This window comes from Solibacillus isronensis (assembly GCF_900168685.1).
Classification (GTDB): domain Bacteria; phylum Bacillota; class Bacilli; order Bacillales_A; family Planococcaceae; genus Solibacillus; species Solibacillus isronensis_A.
The window spans coordinates 1,361,592-1,377,927 of the sequence record NZ_FVZN01000014.1 but is presented as its reverse complement, the minus strand read 5'-3'; the positions used below and the strand labels follow the sequence as shown (position 1 = coordinate 1,377,927).

Annotated in this window: 16 protein-coding genes and 1 riboswitch; of the genes, 8 read left to right on the top strand and 8 right to left on the bottom strand. The window is 39.0% G+C overall.

Annotated features, from left to right (window positions below; all coding sequences use genetic code 11):
• Positions 1 to 16: 16 nt before the first annotated feature.
• Positions 17 to 125, bottom strand: a riboswitch (SAM riboswitch).
• A gap of 63 nt (positions 126 to 188) precedes the next feature.
• From B5473_RS15370 to B5473_RS15360, 3 genes are all read right to left on the bottom strand, one after another.
• Complete coding sequence (locus tag B5473_RS15370) at positions 189 to 941, bottom strand: nucleoside-diphosphate sugar epimerase (RefSeq protein WP_079526698.1); 753 nt, start codon at positions 939 to 941, stop codon at positions 189 to 191.
• A gap of 20 nt (positions 942 to 961) precedes the next feature.
• Positions 962 to 4,708, bottom strand: a complete 3,747-nt coding sequence (locus B5473_RS15365; RefSeq protein ID WP_079526696.1) for an AAA domain-containing protein — start codon at positions 4,706 to 4,708, stop codon at positions 962 to 964.
• 121 nt (positions 4,709 to 4,829) lie between these two features.
• Positions 4,830 to 5,255: an acyl-CoA thioesterase gene (locus B5473_RS15360; RefSeq protein ID WP_079526693.1), complete on the bottom strand. Its 426-nt coding sequence runs from the start codon at positions 5,253 to 5,255 to the stop codon at positions 4,830 to 4,832.
• A gap of 242 nt (positions 5,256 to 5,497) precedes the next feature.
• Between B5473_RS15360 and B5473_RS15355 the strand changes: the two genes are divergently transcribed.
• From B5473_RS15355 to B5473_RS15345, 4 genes are all read left to right on the top strand, one after another.
• Positions 5,498 to 6,391: an AraC family transcriptional regulator gene (locus B5473_RS15355; protein WP_079526691.1), complete on the top strand. Its 894-nt coding sequence runs from the start codon at positions 5,498 to 5,500 to the stop codon at positions 6,389 to 6,391.
• A gap of 194 nt (positions 6,392 to 6,585) precedes the next feature.
• Positions 6,586 to 6,921, top strand: a complete 336-nt coding sequence (locus tag B5473_RS15350) for a L,D-transpeptidase (RefSeq protein ID WP_079526689.1) — start codon at positions 6,586 to 6,588, stop codon at positions 6,919 to 6,921.
• A gap of 84 nt (positions 6,922 to 7,005) precedes the next feature.
• Complete coding sequence (locus B5473_RS20710; RefSeq protein ID WP_176142088.1) at positions 7,006 to 7,179, top strand: hypothetical protein; 174 nt, start codon at positions 7,006 to 7,008, stop codon at positions 7,177 to 7,179.
• A gap of 119 nt (positions 7,180 to 7,298) precedes the next feature.
• Positions 7,299 to 7,454: a uroporphyrinogen-III decarboxylase gene (locus B5473_RS15345; RefSeq protein WP_079526687.1), complete on the top strand. Its 156-nt coding sequence runs from the start codon at positions 7,299 to 7,301 to the stop codon at positions 7,452 to 7,454.
• 66 nt (positions 7,455 to 7,520) lie between these two features.
• Here the strand turns inward: B5473_RS15345 and B5473_RS15340 are convergent, their stop codons facing one another.
• Positions 7,521 to 9,353, bottom strand: coding sequence for a DNA ligase D (locus B5473_RS15340; protein WP_079526685.1), 1,833 nt, complete (start codon positions 9,351 to 9,353; stop codon positions 7,521 to 7,523).
• A gap of 104 nt (positions 9,354 to 9,457) precedes the next feature.
• Here B5473_RS15340 and B5473_RS15335 point away from each other — a divergent pair, with 104 nt between their 5' ends.
• Entirely contained in the window at positions 9,458 to 10,282 is an 825-nt protein-coding gene (locus tag B5473_RS15335) for a non-homologous end joining protein Ku (protein ID WP_079526683.1), read from the top strand.
• A gap of 47 nt (positions 10,283 to 10,329) precedes the next feature.
• Here the strand turns inward: B5473_RS15335 and B5473_RS15330 are convergent, their stop codons facing one another.
• Positions 10,330 to 10,893, bottom strand: coding sequence for a glutathione peroxidase (locus tag B5473_RS15330; protein ID WP_079526680.1), 564 nt, complete (start codon positions 10,891 to 10,893; stop codon positions 10,330 to 10,332).
• 342 nt (positions 10,894 to 11,235) lie between these two features.
• Here B5473_RS15330 and B5473_RS15325 point away from each other — a divergent pair, with 342 nt between their 5' ends.
• Positions 11,236 to 12,477 (top strand): erythromycin esterase family protein, encoded by a 1,242-nt coding sequence (locus tag B5473_RS15325; RefSeq protein WP_079526678.1) that lies wholly within the window; start codon positions 11,236 to 11,238, stop codon positions 12,475 to 12,477.
• A 71-nt stretch (positions 12,478 to 12,548) separates the two neighbouring features.
• Here B5473_RS15325 and B5473_RS15320 read toward each other — a convergent pair whose 3' ends face one another.
• The gene (locus B5473_RS15320; RefSeq protein WP_079526676.1) at positions 12,549 to 12,920 is read right to left on the bottom strand and encodes a VOC family protein; all 372 of its coding nucleotides are present in this window, start codon (positions 12,918 to 12,920) and stop codon (positions 12,549 to 12,551) included.
• Positions 12,921 to 13,094: 174 nt separating this feature from the next.
• Between B5473_RS15320 and aac(6') the strand changes: the two genes are divergently transcribed.
• Both aac(6') and B5473_RS15310 read left to right on the top strand, forming a co-directional pair.
• The gene (aac(6'), locus tag B5473_RS15315) at positions 13,095 to 13,529 is read left to right on the top strand and encodes an aminoglycoside 6'-N-acetyltransferase (RefSeq protein ID WP_079526674.1); all 435 of its coding nucleotides are present in this window, start codon (positions 13,095 to 13,097) and stop codon (positions 13,527 to 13,529) included.
• A 15-nt stretch (positions 13,530 to 13,544) separates the two neighbouring features.
• A complete protein-coding gene (locus B5473_RS15310) occupies positions 13,545 to 13,985 on the top strand; it encodes a GNAT family N-acetyltransferase (RefSeq protein ID WP_079526672.1) in 441 nt (146 codons plus the stop codon).
• A 59-nt stretch (positions 13,986 to 14,044) separates the two neighbouring features.
• Here B5473_RS15310 and B5473_RS15305 read toward each other — a convergent pair whose 3' ends face one another.
• A complete protein-coding gene (locus B5473_RS15305) occupies positions 14,045 to 14,554 on the bottom strand; it encodes a YfiT family bacillithiol transferase (RefSeq protein WP_079526670.1) in 510 nt (169 codons plus the stop codon).
• Positions 14,555 to 14,584: 30 nt separating this feature from the next.
• Positions 14,585 to 16,105, bottom strand: a complete 1,521-nt coding sequence (locus tag B5473_RS15300) for a succinate CoA transferase (RefSeq protein ID WP_079526668.1) — start codon at positions 16,103 to 16,105, stop codon at positions 14,585 to 14,587.
• Positions 16,106 to 16,336 lie beyond the last annotated feature (231 nt).

The window sequence follows — 16,336 nt, the reverse complement described above, 5'->3', positions numbered from 1 at the left end:
GAGGGGCTTATACCCGTTCTTATCTGCCAAGGTCAACACCTTGCTGGAAGTAGCACCTTTCTAGTTGGACTAGAGGTTGCTGAAGCATCATAGGGCCAAGTTCCCTCCGCTTCTCTTGATAAGACTATTAAATTGTCATTAGTGTATCATGTACTTTGTAATTTTGCAATAATTCCAAAAATATTATTTTACTCTTCCTGCAGCCGCTCTTTTTCTATAGTAAATAAGATTGTCTCCAGTCGCTCATCCCAAACACGTGTCAATGTATTGTATACCCGTACAAAATGCCTGTTTTCTTTTTGATCAAACAATAAAAAACATATCACCGGTATATCATTTATCTGGAGCGATTCCGTTGAAACAACACTTGTTATATAGTGCGGTACTTCATCTTCCGCCACCGGTTGTTCGGAAAGTTGCTGTTGAATGAACTCAATCAGCACCGTCTCTTCAATCGCTTCGATTTCTTCTGTTTCGATTGTCGGGAAAGGCTCCGGAAACTCTTCCAAATCTGCAAATTCTTCCAGATCACCTACCAATGGCCGTTCATGAATCGGGCTGTATTGAACAAAATAACTTGTTTCTTCAAGTTCCTCTTCAAAAATGCCCGATTCCAGCTGTGTTTTCCCTTTAGCAGTTAGTGCAAATTCCTGTTCCTTCACAATCATGCCCAGTCGTAACATTTTATTCGTCAAATCATGAATAAATAACGGTTCCACCAATAAAATTTCGGCTAAAAGCTCCACATTATTAAGCTTCGCCTTCTCAAATGAAATGAGCATCATCTTCATTAAAATATCCATGGCATTACGCATTACCGGGTGATATTTCACTTCCAATGTGTGAATTGGAATGGCGTATTGCATTTGCTTTTTGATTTCAATGGACGGGTTTTGGATGAGTTCTTTCTGCAGCTGTGTAACTGTACTTTGTAAATCCATTCAATCCAATCCCCCTGTTTTTACACAGCAAAATAGCCGTCCTGCTCTTTTACTGTCGTTAATACATGTGCATACATATCCCGTGTTTTCGCGCTCTTTGGACGCTTTGTAAACATTTCGGTACTGCCGACCATAATGAGCAGTTCCCGTGCGCGGGATAAGGCAACATTCAGGCGTCGGTAATCTTTCGCAAACCCGATTTCTCCGCGCTCATTGTCATGATTCCGCACCATGCTGACGATAATCACATCCATCTCCATCCCTTGGAATTTATCAACAGATCCTGTACGGATGTGTAAATGCGGTACACTGATTTCCTGTTCGATCAGACGATTGATGCGTTTCACCTGCTCCGCGTAGAATGAAATAACGCCCACCGATTTTAATGCGTCTTGAGCAATCAGCCCTTGTGCTTTCGCCTGTTCTGTTGCGGCATTTAATTCAAGCAGCTGCTGTTTAATCTGCTCCAGCTCCGCTAAATTGAATAAACTCGAACCTTCTTTCATACGCTCTTCAAAATACGGCTTGGCATTCGGAATATCAAGCCATAGTAAATGGTGATTTCGTGTAATTTTTGATGTTTCAAGGAAATGATCACGTACGGCATCTGAATCGTCTAAACCACATTGCAGCTGTTCGGATTCATTTTCGTAAAACGGTGTGATAGTTGACATAATATTTTTATGCATACGATATTGGAGTGCGAGCATCGTTTTGTTTTGCGATGGCAAATTGTTATAAAGACGCTCGAACAATGATTCTTCCAGTAACTTTTCAAGCTCCCGTTTTTCTTCAAATGTTGTACTTTCTTTCACAACTTGCTCCAATGTCTCTTCAAATGTCGCATCGCCTACAAGCGGCGGCAACTGGTGATGGTCTCCAACTAATATGATTTTTGCGCCTTTTAACATCGGCAGTAACAGTTCCGGTGGTGTTGCTTTCGAAACTTCATCAATAATTACGACATCAAAAGTCGGATAGTTGTCCATAAACTCTTTATTTGCCGATGCAACACAAGTTGTCCCGATCACATTGGCATGTTTCACATACAATTTGCGGATTTCGTCCAAGTCATGGGCATTGGCATTTTTCAGTAAACCGTGCCATTCTTTTTGGAGTTCTGCCGTTACCGGAAGCAAACTGATTTTTACTTCAAGCGTCTCGATCTTTTCTGTAAGTAGCCCGATCTTTTCGTTTACTTCAATGATTGCCTGCTCTGGGTTCAGTTTTGTCAGCTGTTCGAGTTCTGTCCGGCGTTTTTCAAGCTGGACGCCTTCGCTGTTGATTCCTTTAAAGCGAACTGTTAACTGTTCGACAGACTCAGTACCAAGGGCAATCTGTTCATCTAACACTGCCAGTTCTTCCGCTTTTTTGTTCAGTTGCAGCTCAACCTTTTCACGGTTTTGGCGTTGTGTTTCGGTTTTCATCTGATCCAGTTCATTTGTTGCAAGTAGTTCTTCAAGCTCATCTGCGGAATGGTTCAACGTAACCGATGGATCAATTTTTTCATTGATCGCATCCATTTGGGATTTTACCGTGGTTGCCTCTTCTTCCAGCTGCTGAAGTTGCAGTGCTTTCACATCATTTTGCTCTTTAAACTGAAGAATAATCTCCTCTTTCAGCTTCTCGAAAATAAGCACCGTTTCACGGATCGCATCCATATATTTATTGTTCAGCTGCTCGATATATTGCATGCGCAAATGAATCCCCTGGATGGAGCGAGTGCCGTTTTGAGCATTTACACGACGGTCCCTAAAAGCGATACTCAGCTTCGTCAAAAACTCCTGAATTTCTTCCAGCGTATAATGATGCCCCATATCCAGCCTGTCCGGCGTTACATGGATCCCTAACGCCGTTTCGCTGTAGTGCAATGCCTTTTCCAGACGTTCTTTCACATCTTTGATTGGCTTATACTGCTCCATTTGCGGCTGAATTCGATCCAGCGCTGTAAGTAAACGGTCCATTGCATAGTTTCGGCGAATATTGTATTCACTCATGAACGCTTCAATTTCGTATACTTTTTTCAACGAAGCAATTTTATCTACAAGCAGATCATACTGTGACGTTTCATTGGCCTTTTCAATTTTCGTTTTAACAGCATCAAAACGCTGCTGGAATTGATCCAGTTGGGCTTTATAGTGACTTTGCGTTAGTTGCTGCTGGAAGTTTTCTCTCGCTTCTTTCAACTGTTGTGCTTGTTCTGTCAATTGCTCGACAGTTAATCCGTCTTTTACCTGCTGTTCAAAATTCGCTACGGTTTCGGCTACTGTGCTTTGTGTTGCCTGCAGTTTTTCCAGTTTGCGTTCATTGTCTTCCAGTTCTTTTTTGCATTCGGTCAATTCTTTTTTTAATGCCAGAATCTTTTCGGCCAAAACATGCAATTCTGCTTTTGCCGATTCTTTTTGTTCAATTTGCAGTTCAAGCTCTTTTTGTTTTTGCTCAAGCGCGGCGATCCCATTTTGAGCTTCATTGATTTCATCATTTAATAGCTGTTCTTTTCTTTCATGGAGCGAAATTTCATGCCCGATTGCTTCAAATGTCTGCTCCTGCCAATACGACGCAACATTTTCTTCAATGAACTTTTTCCCTTCTTCTTCAATGCTTTCTGTACGGCCGTAACGCAAGATCCGGATATCTTTGTTCGATAAAAGCCGGCTTAATGCATTGTCTACCGCTAAGTTTGATTGGGAAGCAACAAGTGTTTTCAAACCTGCTTTTGCATTTTGATAGCAAATTTCCGAAATTACCGTCGTTTTACCAGTACCCGGCGGACCTTGGATGACATAAAGATCTTCGGAACTCATCGCCCCTTCGACTGCCTGCTGCTGATACGGATTCAGCCGGTTATGGAAATCGAGAGGAACCGTTTTTCTGCGCTCGGCGATGACAGGTTTATCTTCAAATAAAATCGTTTCAAGGTTCGCATTTGCGGCCAATCCTTCTTTTAACCGCTCAAATCCTTTTAACAGGCGTTTTAGCTGTGATTTCGTCGCAGCATTGGAGAATTCGATATCTTCTGATTGGAACTGAAGCTCATTTCTCCGCGCTAAATTGCTGTAATACGGTTTTAATGCAATTTCAACGGTATTTTCGTTGCGGCGGATTTTAGCAACATCCCCAATTTCCTGAACATAGCCGCGCAAACGCGCACTAAGGCCCTCCAGCTGTTTCCACTGCTTTTTATCGAGGTTGTTAATGCGAACGGTCATATGAGAAAAATCGGCATCGAACGTGACACTTGAAAAACGGGCATGAATATCTTCAATATCCGCATTTTTGTTTAACACTTTTAAATAGCCTTCCCAGCTGCTGATCCGCTTATTGACATAGTCAAAGCGTTCCTGTGCAATCGGCAGTTCATCAATGGCTTTTAGGAACGGCTCCTGGTATGTATGGCCGCTAATACGGGATGCAACGAAATGGATTTTCATTGTGGCGCGGCGATTTGTGACAACCGGTGTCCCTTTGCCGCGTGTTCGAAAGCTTTTCGCCACAAGACCGTTTTTCCGGTCAAATACACAGTCCATGATGACGACACGTTCTTCAAACTTGTTTTTTAGTTTTACGTTTTTATCATTATCGAAAAAGATGCTCAGATGTGTTTGCTCTGCATCGACCGATACTTTTTCAATCGCGACAATGAAATATTGCTGTAAATTAAAAAAGGCGTGTTCATCTGGAACATGCTCCTTCATCGCATCACGTGCCGTATTAGTCAATAAAATATGACAGCGGGTTTGAATATTTGCGATTGTTTTTGGTGCCATGAACACACCTCCCTCATAGTTTTTTTATATACAGTTCCGTTTGGTCGTATATGATTATAACAATATTCGTCAGTTCGTTAAAGAAAAAATGCCCTGTTATCAATTTAACAGGACATGTCGATTAACTTTGAATTTTCGCAACTTCCGCATATTTGGCATCCCATGCCGCGTCAATTTTTTTCAAAGCGACCGGACGGAAGTTTTCCTTTTTCACTAAAATATGTTGAGACTTCGCCGTTACTGCAACGGTGCCGTCTTCATGCAGAATTTCATAGCCGTATGTAGTGCGCAGCTTCGTATGTTCCTCAATCCATGTGCGAACCGTAGCCGTTTGTCCATAGCGCATTGCCGCTTTATATTGAATCGAGAAATCCATAACAGGCGATAAATAGCCGTCTTCTTCAAGCTTCGCATAGTTAAACCCTAGATCCTTCACAATTTGCGTACGCCCGATTTCGCACCAAATGATGTAATTGGCATGATACACAACACCCATCTGATCTGTCTCGGCATAGCGTACTTCTACTTTTGTTTCTGAAATAAACATTCTCTTCACCTCTAGAGGTATTATAGCGCTAAAGTGAATGAGTTGTAAGGATAATGAATCGATATTCTGTTTTTAATAGGGTAATTGATGAAGTGTTTAAACTAAACCAGTAATCCAATATCATCACGCTTCTTTACTTTTTCTTTCAATTTCCAAATACAGCAATTTTGGAACAGTTTTCCTCCAGAGCTCTGGTATACTGATTTTACTGTACGAATCACTTTACAGCTGGGGGAATTTAAATGGACACAAGAGAAACTTTACAGATAATTTTAGAGTTTATTGACGAGAATATTACTGAAAATATTAGTCCGGATATTTTGGCTGCACAAGCGGGCTATTCAACATGGCATTTCAGCCGAGTATTCCAATGGGGTACCGGATATTCGGTGATGAACTATGTCCGGAACCGCCGACTTGCGTTTGCCGCACATGAACTTTCTTCGGGCAAGCGGATTCTCGATATTTCGATAGAATATGGGTTTGAAACACACTCTGGATTCAGTAAAGCTTTTCGGCGTCATTACGGCTGTTCACCAGGAACTTACCGTCTGCATGCGCACAGTAATCGTCCGTTTCCGCCAAGCCTTGCCTGCACGTACAAATACTTTATTGGAGGAATTGTTATGGAACCTAAATTTGTCACACTGCCTGCTATTAAACTAGCTGGTTATGCCATTAAAACGACGTCAACTGGCGGCGAAAACTCAACTGCCATCCCGGCTTTTTGGGACGACTATATAAGTGGCGGAAGAATGGAAAAACTTCATTCGGAAAACTTTATTAAAAAGCACGATGAATACGGTGTATGCTTCCCGGAAGATCCGATAACCGGAGAATTTGAATATGTAATCGGGGTCGAACCAAAAGACGGTGCTGAAATTGCTGGCGAATACCATGTTCGTGAAGTATCTCCCGCAACGTATGCTGTCTTTTCAACACCCCCTTCTGATGCCTCAAACTTTGTAGCTGCTATTCAAGGCACATGGAATTATATTTTTAATGAATGGTTCCCTAAGTCTGGTTACGAGTACGCACCTGGTTGTAACGATTTTGAATTGTACGATGACCGTTGTATGCTTGATGAAGGAAAAGTTTGTGATATTTATATTCCGGTTGTTAAGACACAAAAATAAAATTTGAAATAGTCATTAACTGCAGTTAAGAAACATATATTATTATAAGTGGTCATTTTTTGGACTTGAGTGGTCGCTCAAGTCTTTTTTTGTTGTATTTACCAAAGAAAAAGGTGAAATATTTGGTTCCTTCCTTCTAATTAATCGTTATCTATATTGCTTCATATTATATTTAAAAAATGGAGTTGATCTTCATGGCGATATGGATTGACATATCCACTTTAGAACATCAATTAAAGCTAATGGATGACAATAAACTTATAAAAGTTTACCCAATTGCAGTTGGAAAAATATTGACTCCAACACCTTCTGGAACTTATACCATTATCAATAAACAACTTAATCCTCCTGCACCATTCGGCGTGCTTTGGATGGGATTGTCTCAACCTCATTATGGTATACACGGAACGAATAACCCGTCTTCTATTGGTAAGAACCGCTCACATGGATGTATTAGAATGTTTAATCACGATGTTCTAGAACTATCATCTAGAACGCCTATTGGGACGAAAGTTTTAATTCATACGTAAACCTTATAAAGTTTTCTGAAATAGTTTTAAACTATTATTATATTGGGAATAACAAAAATAGAAACTTAAAAAGGGGTAATTATCATGAACATTAAAAAATTATTAGGTGTGCCATATGCAAATTTAAAAACAGCGAAAGTATTTGTTAAACCAGGGCAAGTAGTTGTTACATATAATAAGAAAACATACTTTATTGTAAAAAAAGATGTATTTACAAATATTCTTCATCCATTAAACTACAATGCTATTAATTCTTGAGAGATAATTTTATCTCTCTTTTTTATTTGTCTCCGTCAATTTTCTAATACCATACAGTATGGATAAATATAAAATAAATTTTCATACTAACTCTATACTTTAAAAAGGATGTGACTTTTGTGGAAGAAACGAAATTTGCCGATTTGGATCGCGATAAAATCGGAGAAATTAAGAAACTGGAACAAAAATTAAATGTTACTTTGATTGCTTATGATTTATCCCCGAGTCATCAAGCTCATCATGAGGACGCCCCAATTGTAATTAATCCTTCTTAATGTAAAAAAGCCTTCGCATTACTTGCGGAAGGCTTTTTTAAGTTGAATGCTTGCCAACTACACTTACTACCCCTTTATTTGATCAAGAACTGTTCGGAATGGCTGCCGCTCACCCGCTTGCCTAAAATCTTTAAAGGGATTGCCTATGCTATTTAAACGCGCCATTACATTCGGTATCGTGAAAAAATCGGGCGTTAATTTTTCATTTACTTCTTCCCATAACAACGGTGTGGCGATTAATCCTTTATTATTGCCGCGTGCTGAATAGGGTGCAACAATCGTTTTCCCTTCCCTATGCTGGACATAATCCAAATAGAGCCTCTTTCCTCTGTTTTTCTTCATCCGCTCGATTGTGAACGAATCAGGATATTGCTGAACGAGGAATCGGCATATAAACTCCGTAAATACACCCGTTTCTTCATAGGAGAACTTGCGAGGCGGCAATGGAATATAAATTTGCATACCTTTACCGCCTGACGTTTTGACAAAGCTTGTCAGGTCAAAATAATCCAAAATCGATTTGAACTTCAATGCAGCATCTACCGCCATTCCAAATTCATTAACAGATGGTGGATCCAAATCAAAGACAATTTCTGTCGGCTGTTCTGTAGTAACCGGCTGAAATGGAATATGAAATTCCAATGCGAGCTGATTGCCCAACCACAATAGGGACTCAATATTATTACATAAAATAAAATGGGTGTCGTCCACTAACTTTGTCGTCATAAAACCCGGCAATTTATCGGGATAGTTTTTCTGGTAAAAGCTTTCTCCGGGAACCCCGTGCGGATAACGGATGACTGTCAATAGCCGGTCTTGCAGAAAAGGCAGCATCATCGGGGCAACCGTCTGCAAATAATATAAGTAATCATCCTTTGTAATATTGGTTGCAGGAAATACCGGTTTATCCGGACTTGTGACTGTTACATTTTCCGGAATCGGGTTTAACTGTCTTTGCATTTGGTGCCAGTTACAATCTGAAACCTCCAGATGATGCTGGAAAGAATGAAAGCGCGGTTCTCTCAATTTACTGCCGTCAAAATCAATACAGACAACGGTAACGCAAATTGAAGGAGGAATTTCAAATATACTTTTCGCCACCAGTGTTCCATTTGTTTTAAAAAAGGCGATCAATGTTTTGCTTTCTTCTTCAGATAAACCATGTTTAAACGACACAATTTCCATAAGCATATCTTCTTTATAAATTGCACCATTTAAGAAACCGTTTGACTGATCAAATTTTGTAAGAATGACATTTACATGCTTCCAGTTTTTTATTTTCAGCCAGCTTTTCGTTCTCGTATCTTCCAGCCATTTGCTGTTGCGCTTCTTAGCGATAACTCCTTCCCCATTATGGGACTTTACTGTTTGCCAAAGTAAATGCGGATCTTCAAATACATCGATCATTTGCAGTCTTCTTGAATCGCTATATTGAACCGTTCCAGCTAAATTAAGACGTTCAAAAAGATCGGATAGTAATTGTTTTCTTGTTGTTAACCGACTATTTCCCTTATCTTTCCCTTTTAGTTTCAGGAAATCAAACACAATATAATGACAGGGGAATGTATCTGCATTCGATTCAATATTTTTTAGGTTCGTCATTTTTCCCCGCTTTTGTACAAATGAGAATTTACTTTGAAAGTTGTTTATTAAGTAAACGACTTCCCCATCAAAGGCAAGCGGTAAATAAGCTTTGATTTTGTCATAAATACTTTCACAGTAACAAATAATTTCAGGGAATTTTTCATTTAAAATGTTTCCATTTCGACTTTTCAGTATTGGTGATTGATTACCTTTTTCCCAAGTTAAAACAGAACGATAACCGTCATATTTAGTTTCGTATAACCAGTCATCACCTAATGGAATTTCCGGTGCATCGGTTAATAACATTGGTTTCACATAAAGGCCAACTTTCGTTTTACTATTTATCCTTTGTTATTTTTTCAAAGACAATACATAAATTAAATTTTTAGTCCCATAGTAAGGAAAAATGAGGTGACAACATGCATACTGTCTGGAAAGGTAGTATTAGTTTTGGCTTAGTAAATATTCCTGTAAAACTTCATGCGGCAACTGAAAATAAAGATGTTAAACTTCGCCAGCTCCATAAGGAATGTCATACACCAATCAGCTACAAAAAGGTGTGTGAAGGATGTCAAGCAGAGGTAAAAGACGAAGATATCGTAAAGGCGTACGAGTATACGAAGAACAAATTCGTCGTTTTGGATGAAGAGGACCTGGAAAACTTGCGCAAAGAAAATGAAGATAAATCAGTAGAGATTATAGACTTTGTGAAGCTGGAAGAAATTGACCCGATCTATTTTGAAAAAACGTACTATTTATCCCCTGACAATACGGGCGGAAAAGCATATGTCCTATTACGAAAAACGTTGGAGGAATCCGGTAAAATCGGTGTGGCTAAAATTACGATTCGATCGAAAGAGCAACTGGCCATTGTCCGTGTTTATAAAAACACATTAGTGATGGAAATCATTCATTTCCCGGATGAAGTCCGAGATGTCGGGGATGTTCCGAATATACCGAGTGTTGAAGCAGTCGTGCAAAAGGAACTTGATACAGCCCTTATGCTTGTTGAACAATTGACAACCGAGTTCGATCCGACCAAATACACGGATGATTACCGGACGGCACTTATGCAGCTGATCGAGGAAAAGAAAGCGGAAAGTACTGTTGTCGCAAACGAAAAACGACCGTTGCCTGATAATGTGACCGATTTAATGTCCGCATTGCAAGCATCCCTTGATAAAACGAAGAAGCCGAAAACGAGAAAGCGAACAACTACTACAAGAACAAAGAAAAATGCATAAATTAAAGCCCATTTCCAACGAAGAAATGGGCTTTAAATCGTTTCATTTTATTTTACTGCTGCCGTTATTAACAACTCTTCGATTGCCTTCTCGATATCTAGGAATGAAGCATCCGGCTCAAAACGTTGGATGACATGTCCATTACGGTCTACAAGGAACTTCGTGAAGTTCCAGCGAATATTGCGGCCGATTAAATAATCCGGATAGTTTGTTTGAATTGTATTGTATAAATGTTTTTGCTGCATTGTCTCACGAACAAATTCTGGACAATCAACTTCGTGTTTTAAATAATTGAATAGCGGATGTGTTTCGTTGCCATTCACATTGATTTTATCAAACACTGGATATGTAACACCGAACTGTAGCTTGCATTGTCTTGCGGACGTTTCCCCGTCTTCCGGATTCTGCTCGCCAAATTGGTTGCATGGAAATGAAAGAACTGTGAACCCTTTATCTGCATAGCGTTCATATAGCTTTTGCATGTCTTCATATTGAAATGTAAATCCGCAACCGCTTGCCGTATTCACAATCAACATTACTTGATCTCGATAAGTTTCCATCGAAAGGATCTCACCATTTGTTTTTTTTACTAAATAATTATAAATGCTCATTATGTCATTCTCCCTACAACGTTTAGTATAAAACTATCATATTACATACTTCCCTAAAGTACAAAATAACTAACCTAAAAGTTATAAAAAGATTAAGATTGGCTACTTTAAGTAAAAATGGGCAAAATTAAAGGCGCATAAGATTCCGAAGAATCATGCGCCAAATCATTCGATGGCTAACCGACCATCACTAATAGTATCACCACTTAAATTTACTTTTATACATAATAATTTAACAATAAACTGTTTTTTCATCTTTGTTCCAGAGTAAATTACACGCAGCAGGGTATTCATATGAGTAACACGGGAATGATAACGTTGTATGAAAGGAGCGAATAAAACATGCCAAGAAAACTGGTAGCTGCAATAAAAGAGCATGCAATTCCCTTTAACAAACAAAGTTTAAATAAAATTGTCGAGTCGATTGGAAATGCCAAAATTGTGATGATCGGGGAAGCTTCGCATGGTACATCGGAGTTTTATACAGTCCGCGCCGAGATAACGAAATTGCTGATCAATCAAAAAGGTTTCAATATTGTCGCGGTGGAAGGAGACTGGCCGTCTGCACAGGCAGTGAACCGCTACGTAAAAGGTTATGAAGAGGATAATGCAAATGCTGCTGCAATTTTGAAGGAATCTTTTAATCGGTGGCCACAATGGATGTGGGCAAATGAAGAAGTAGAACAATTTGTAGAGTGGCTAAAAGATAAAAATAATGCTTTGAGCACTAAAGTCGGATTTTATGGCATTGATTTATACAGTCTCTTTGAATCGATGGATGAAGTGATACACTTTTTATCTAAAAACCCTAAGTACAAAGCAGATTTTGAACATGCAAAGAAAGCATTTTCCTGCTTTGAGCCTTACAACAGAATGCCAGAGCACTATGCTCTATCCACTGCTCAATTTACGGATGAATGTGTCCGTGAAGTCACTGATTTATTGAGGTCGCTACGAAATAATAAGGAACAGTACTCGAACAAACATGAAGCAGATTTAAATGTCATGATGAATGCGCTTGTCGCCAAGAACGCCGAAACATATTACCGTGAAATGATGCAAGATGCCATCTCATGGAATACACGCGATTCGCATATGGTGGAAGCGATCAACGAATTATTGAAGTACCACGGTGAAGATGCCAAAATCATTATTTGGGAACATAATACGCATATTGGGGACGCTTCCGCCACAAGTATGAAAGAAGATCAAATGATCAATGTCGGTCAACTTATCCGTGAACAGTATGGAAAGGACAATACTTATGCCATCGGATTCGGAACATATGAAGGAACGGTCATCGCTGCTGACAGCTGGGGAGATCCTCTACAAGTAATCCCAGTTCCCTCTTCCAAACTCAACACATGGGAAGGACAGCTCCATGCAGCTGGAGGGCAAGATAAGGTATTGATTTTCACTGATGAAAATCGGGAATTATTCAATGACCGGATTGGGCATCGAGCAATTGGTGTCATCTATCACCCTGAATATGAAGCGTACGGAAATTATGTTCCGTCCAACGTCGGTTCAAGATATGATGCCTTTATTTACATTGAACAGACAAAAGCATTAAAGCCATTATAAAGTAAGCCTACGTTTATCGTATGGCTTGCTTTTTTAGTTCTTACCTATCTAACTTATTGCATAATTTAAAGTCACCAGTGAACTTGAAGTTTATTACCATTTGGATCATAAAAATGGAAAAAGGCATGACCATTATCTTCTTTGATCTCCTCTACCTTAACTTGATGATCAATTAAGTGTTGATGAAATTTGGATAGTTCAGGACTGGTAAAGCCAATGCTGAATTCTTGTTTATTATCGATTGTAAAATGTGAAAATGTTTCATCTCCAGTAGGAACTAAAATCAGTAAGAAAGGTCCTTCATTTATCTTTAAAATTGCTCTTTCCTGGGTATTGTCTAGTAATTGGAGCCCTAATACATCTCTATACCATTGTGCAGACAATTCCAGATGTCTTACAGGAATTCGAATATAATGTACTTGGTCAATAAATGATTTACTCAAAGCAAGTTCTCCCCTTTATTTTGTCGGCTACATAAAAGAATTCCATTTTTACTTGCATTTTCCCTTCTGATTATTGAATTTACTAGTCTTTTAATTCCGTATATAACCACTATCCCCTTCCATTTTATTCTATAATAGTAAACATACTAATCTTAATAAAAACAGGAGGAACTTATGATTAACGAAGCTACACTAAACCAAGCATCCGCAGCAGCTCAATTTGCTTTACTCCTATGGCCAGGCAATGATTTACATGAATTCGTACAAAACATGGAAGACATTATTAACAATCCGAACAGTTCCGTTTTCTTAGCATTTGATGATGAAAAACCGGTTGGATTTGCACAATGTCAGCTTCGTTTTGATTATGTCGAAGGAACACAATCCAGTCCGGTTGGTTATTTAGAAGGCTTATATGTTGAAGAGTCCTACCGAAGACAGCATTTTGCACAACATTTAGTACAAGCGTGTGAACAGTGGGCTAAAACAAAAGGATGTTCAGAGTTTGCAAGTGACTGTGAATTGTCTAATGTAGATAGTTTAAATGTTCATCTCAAATTAGGCTTTACAGAGGCAAATCGCATTATTTGCTTTACAAAAAAACTATAAAGGGAGCGGTTGATTGTGGATTTTAAAAGAATGGAAGCAACTGATTTAGCAATATGCACAAAAACATTTATCAAAGTATTTAATGCAGAGCCATGGAATGACAACTGGAACTATGATAGTGCACACCAGTATTTATCGGATTACTACAATACCCCGAACTTTCTAGGCGTAATCGCTATAGAAAATGGCGAACTGCTTGGCTTCATAATGGGAGTGCAACGGAAATGGTATAGTGGCGATGAATATTTCATCCATGAAATGTGCGTCGATCAGACATTGCAAAATAAAGGTATTGGTAAAGCGATGCTGAACTATTTGGAAATCCAGTTGAAAGATAGATCAGTAGAATCGATGACACTGCTCACAAACCGTAATATACCGGCAGAAAAGTTTTATAAAAATAATGGCTTTGAAGAAATTGAACGACTCGTCTTTTTATACAAGGAGATAAAATAGTACGTTCCATTAAAAAATTGGCTTACCTATTCGGGTAAGCCAATTCGATAAAAATCAAATTAATTTGAAAGCGCAATTTTGATATGAGCGAAATGATGTTCCTCATGCCATGCCAATTTTGCCACTTTTGCGGCAACTGTGACCGGCCCGTTTGTTTCATGGGTAAATTCCCGCTTAAGCTGGTCTTCAGTTAAATGTTGACCTAACGAAACGATGCGCTCGTTAATACCTTCAAGCATTTTAATCGAGCTTTCTACAGGTAAGTCATTGTCTGGCAGAACAGCCCACTTTTCTTCATTAAATCCCGGTACTGTCGGATTGTCATCCGTTAGTGCCAGCTTTAGTCGCTGATACATGTTCAGCTGTGAATCGGCAATATGATGAACGAGCTGACGCACTGTCCACGCACCTTCACGGTAAGTTTTATTTAACTGCTCTTCGTTTAATGAATCAACAACTTCTCTTAAACGTGTCGTAAATGATTCCGTTTGTTGTAACCATTCCTTCACATTGTCAAGTGTCACCTGATCAGGTACTTGCAATGGACCAATCGGAAATCTTACATCCATGTTAAAACGCCACCTTTACCTTTTTACTCATTAATGTTTGATTTTGTCGTCTTCAAATAACATTGTCCCATTCTCTTTTAGATTGTTATGGAATGAGAATGCTTTTTCGAGGATATGCGGTGTTTGACCGCCGACTTTCTCTTTTGCCTCTTCGAAATAAGCACGTAATTGTTCTTTATATTTCGGGTGTGCAATTTCAATCAATTTCTCTGCACGCTTCACTGGTGGAAGACCACGAAGATCGGCATAGCCTTGCTCCGTTACGATTACATCCACATCGTGCTCTGTATGGTCGATATGTGAAACGAACGGAACGATTGTTGAAATAGCACCGTTTTTCGCTAATGAAGAAGTTACGAAAATTGTAATGCGCGCATTACGTGCAAAGTCCCCGGAACCGCCAATACCGTTCATAATTTTCGTGCCGTTTACATGTGTCGAATTGACGTTACCGTATATGTCTACTTCAATTGCTGTGTTAAAAGAAATAACACCTAAGCGACGAATTACTTCCGGATTATTCGAAATTTCCTGTGGGCGGAACATGATTTTATCCTTGTACTTTTCTAAGTCTTCCGCTAGTGATTCCACACGCTTTTTAGAAAGTGAGAATGCCGTACCTGCAGCAAATTTAACAATCCCCGCATCGATAAGGTCAAACACACCGTCTTGCAGTACCTCCGAGAATACTTCAAGATCTTTAAATTGAGATTTTTGCATTCCGTTTAATACGGCATTCGCTACCGAACCAACGCCTGATTGAAGCGGTGCTAAAGATTCCGGTAAATTTCCTACTTCCACTTCATTTGCCAGGAATGCTAACAAATTATCGGCAATCTTCTGTGTTTCTTCGTTTGGCTCGAATAATGGTGAAGGAATATCCGGCTGCTCCGATAAAACAATTCCCTTTACTTTCTTAGGGTCTACTCTAATACCGATTTCACCAATTCGATCCCCTGTATTATAGATAGGAATTTCTTTACGCTCACCTTGCGCTTTTTGAACATAAATATCATGAAGCCCTTCATATGCTTTTGGGGCAGTTGTATTAATTTCGATAATGACATTTTCAGCTTTTTCTACAAAGATCGGTGAGTTCCCTACAGAACCTGTTGGAATGACTAAACCGTCTTCTGTAATTGCTGCTGCTTCAATGATTGCATAGTCAATTTTACCAAGTGAACCTTTACGAACTTCTTCCGCTGTATGTGATAAATGCTGATCAATATAGAAAATTTCTCCGTTATTGATTTTACCGCGCATAATCGCATTACCTTGATAAGGCACACGTAAGTTGATGATTCCTGCTTCAGCCATTGATTGGTCAGCAGTTGGCCCTAATGATGCACCTGTATAAAGATTTACTTTAAATTTTTCTTGCTCTCCTCGTTTAGAAAGTGCAAGCGGAAATTCTTTTGGCTCTCCGAAAAGCGTAAAACCACTCATACCCAGATTCATGCCGTCTTCAATCCAAGACGCGGCTTCCTCTGCTGATACAACTTTGTTTAAAAACGCTTCATTTCTGATGAATTGACTTAAATCTTTTCCCATTAACAATCACCCCAAAATAGTATTTTTAGTTCGTTGTTACGATGAATTTCTGTAAATCCATATAGCCAATTAAAAAATCCGTTACACTATATTTTTTAATCGCCTTATCTACATTGTAATGAGAGATTCGTCTTTCGTCCATTAGATACTTCCTATAATTTTGATAGAAAAAAACTATAGTAAATAAAAAAGCCGATTTAGGGAGTTTTCTTTCACTTAAAAACCTATTTT

Excerpts from the sequence above, each read along its gene's own strand:
- B5473_RS15360 (WP_079526693.1), bottom strand. The coding sequence starts at position 5,255 with ATGTTTATTTCAGAAACAAAAGTAGAAGTACGCTATGCCGAGACAGAT.
- B5473_RS15335 (WP_079526683.1), top strand. The coding sequence starts at position 9,458 with ATGCATACTGTCTGGAAAGGTAGTATTAGTTTTGGCTTAGTAAATATT.
- B5473_RS15365 (WP_079526696.1), bottom strand. The coding sequence starts at position 4,708 with ATGGCACCAAAAACAATCGCAAATATTCAAACCCGCTGTCATATTTTA.
- B5473_RS15300 (WP_079526668.1), bottom strand. The coding sequence starts at position 16,105 with ATGGGAAAAGATTTAAGTCAATTCATCAGAAATGAAGCGTTTTTAAAC.
- B5473_RS15325 (WP_079526678.1), top strand. The coding sequence starts at position 11,236 with ATGCCAAGAAAACTGGTAGCTGCAATAAAAGAGCATGCAATTCCCTTT.
- B5473_RS15355 (WP_079526691.1), top strand. The coding sequence starts at position 5,498 with ATGGACACAAGAGAAACTTTACAGATAATTTTAGAGTTTATTGACGAG.
- B5473_RS15350 (WP_079526689.1), top strand. The coding sequence starts at position 6,586 with ATGGCGATATGGATTGACATATCCACTTTAGAACATCAATTAAAGCTA.
- B5473_RS15370 (WP_079526698.1), bottom strand. The coding sequence starts at position 941 with ATGGATTTACAAAGTACAGTTACACAGCTGCAGAAAGAACTCATCCAA.
- B5473_RS15330 (WP_079526680.1), bottom strand. The coding sequence starts at position 10,893 with ATGAGCATTTATAATTATTTAGTAAAAAAAACAAATGGTGAGATCCTT.
- B5473_RS20710 (WP_176142088.1), top strand. The coding sequence starts at position 7,006 with ATGAACATTAAAAAATTATTAGGTGTGCCATATGCAAATTTAAAAACA.
- B5473_RS15305 (WP_079526670.1), bottom strand. The coding sequence starts at position 14,554 with ATGGATGTAAGATTTCCGATTGGTCCATTGCAAGTACCTGATCAGGTG.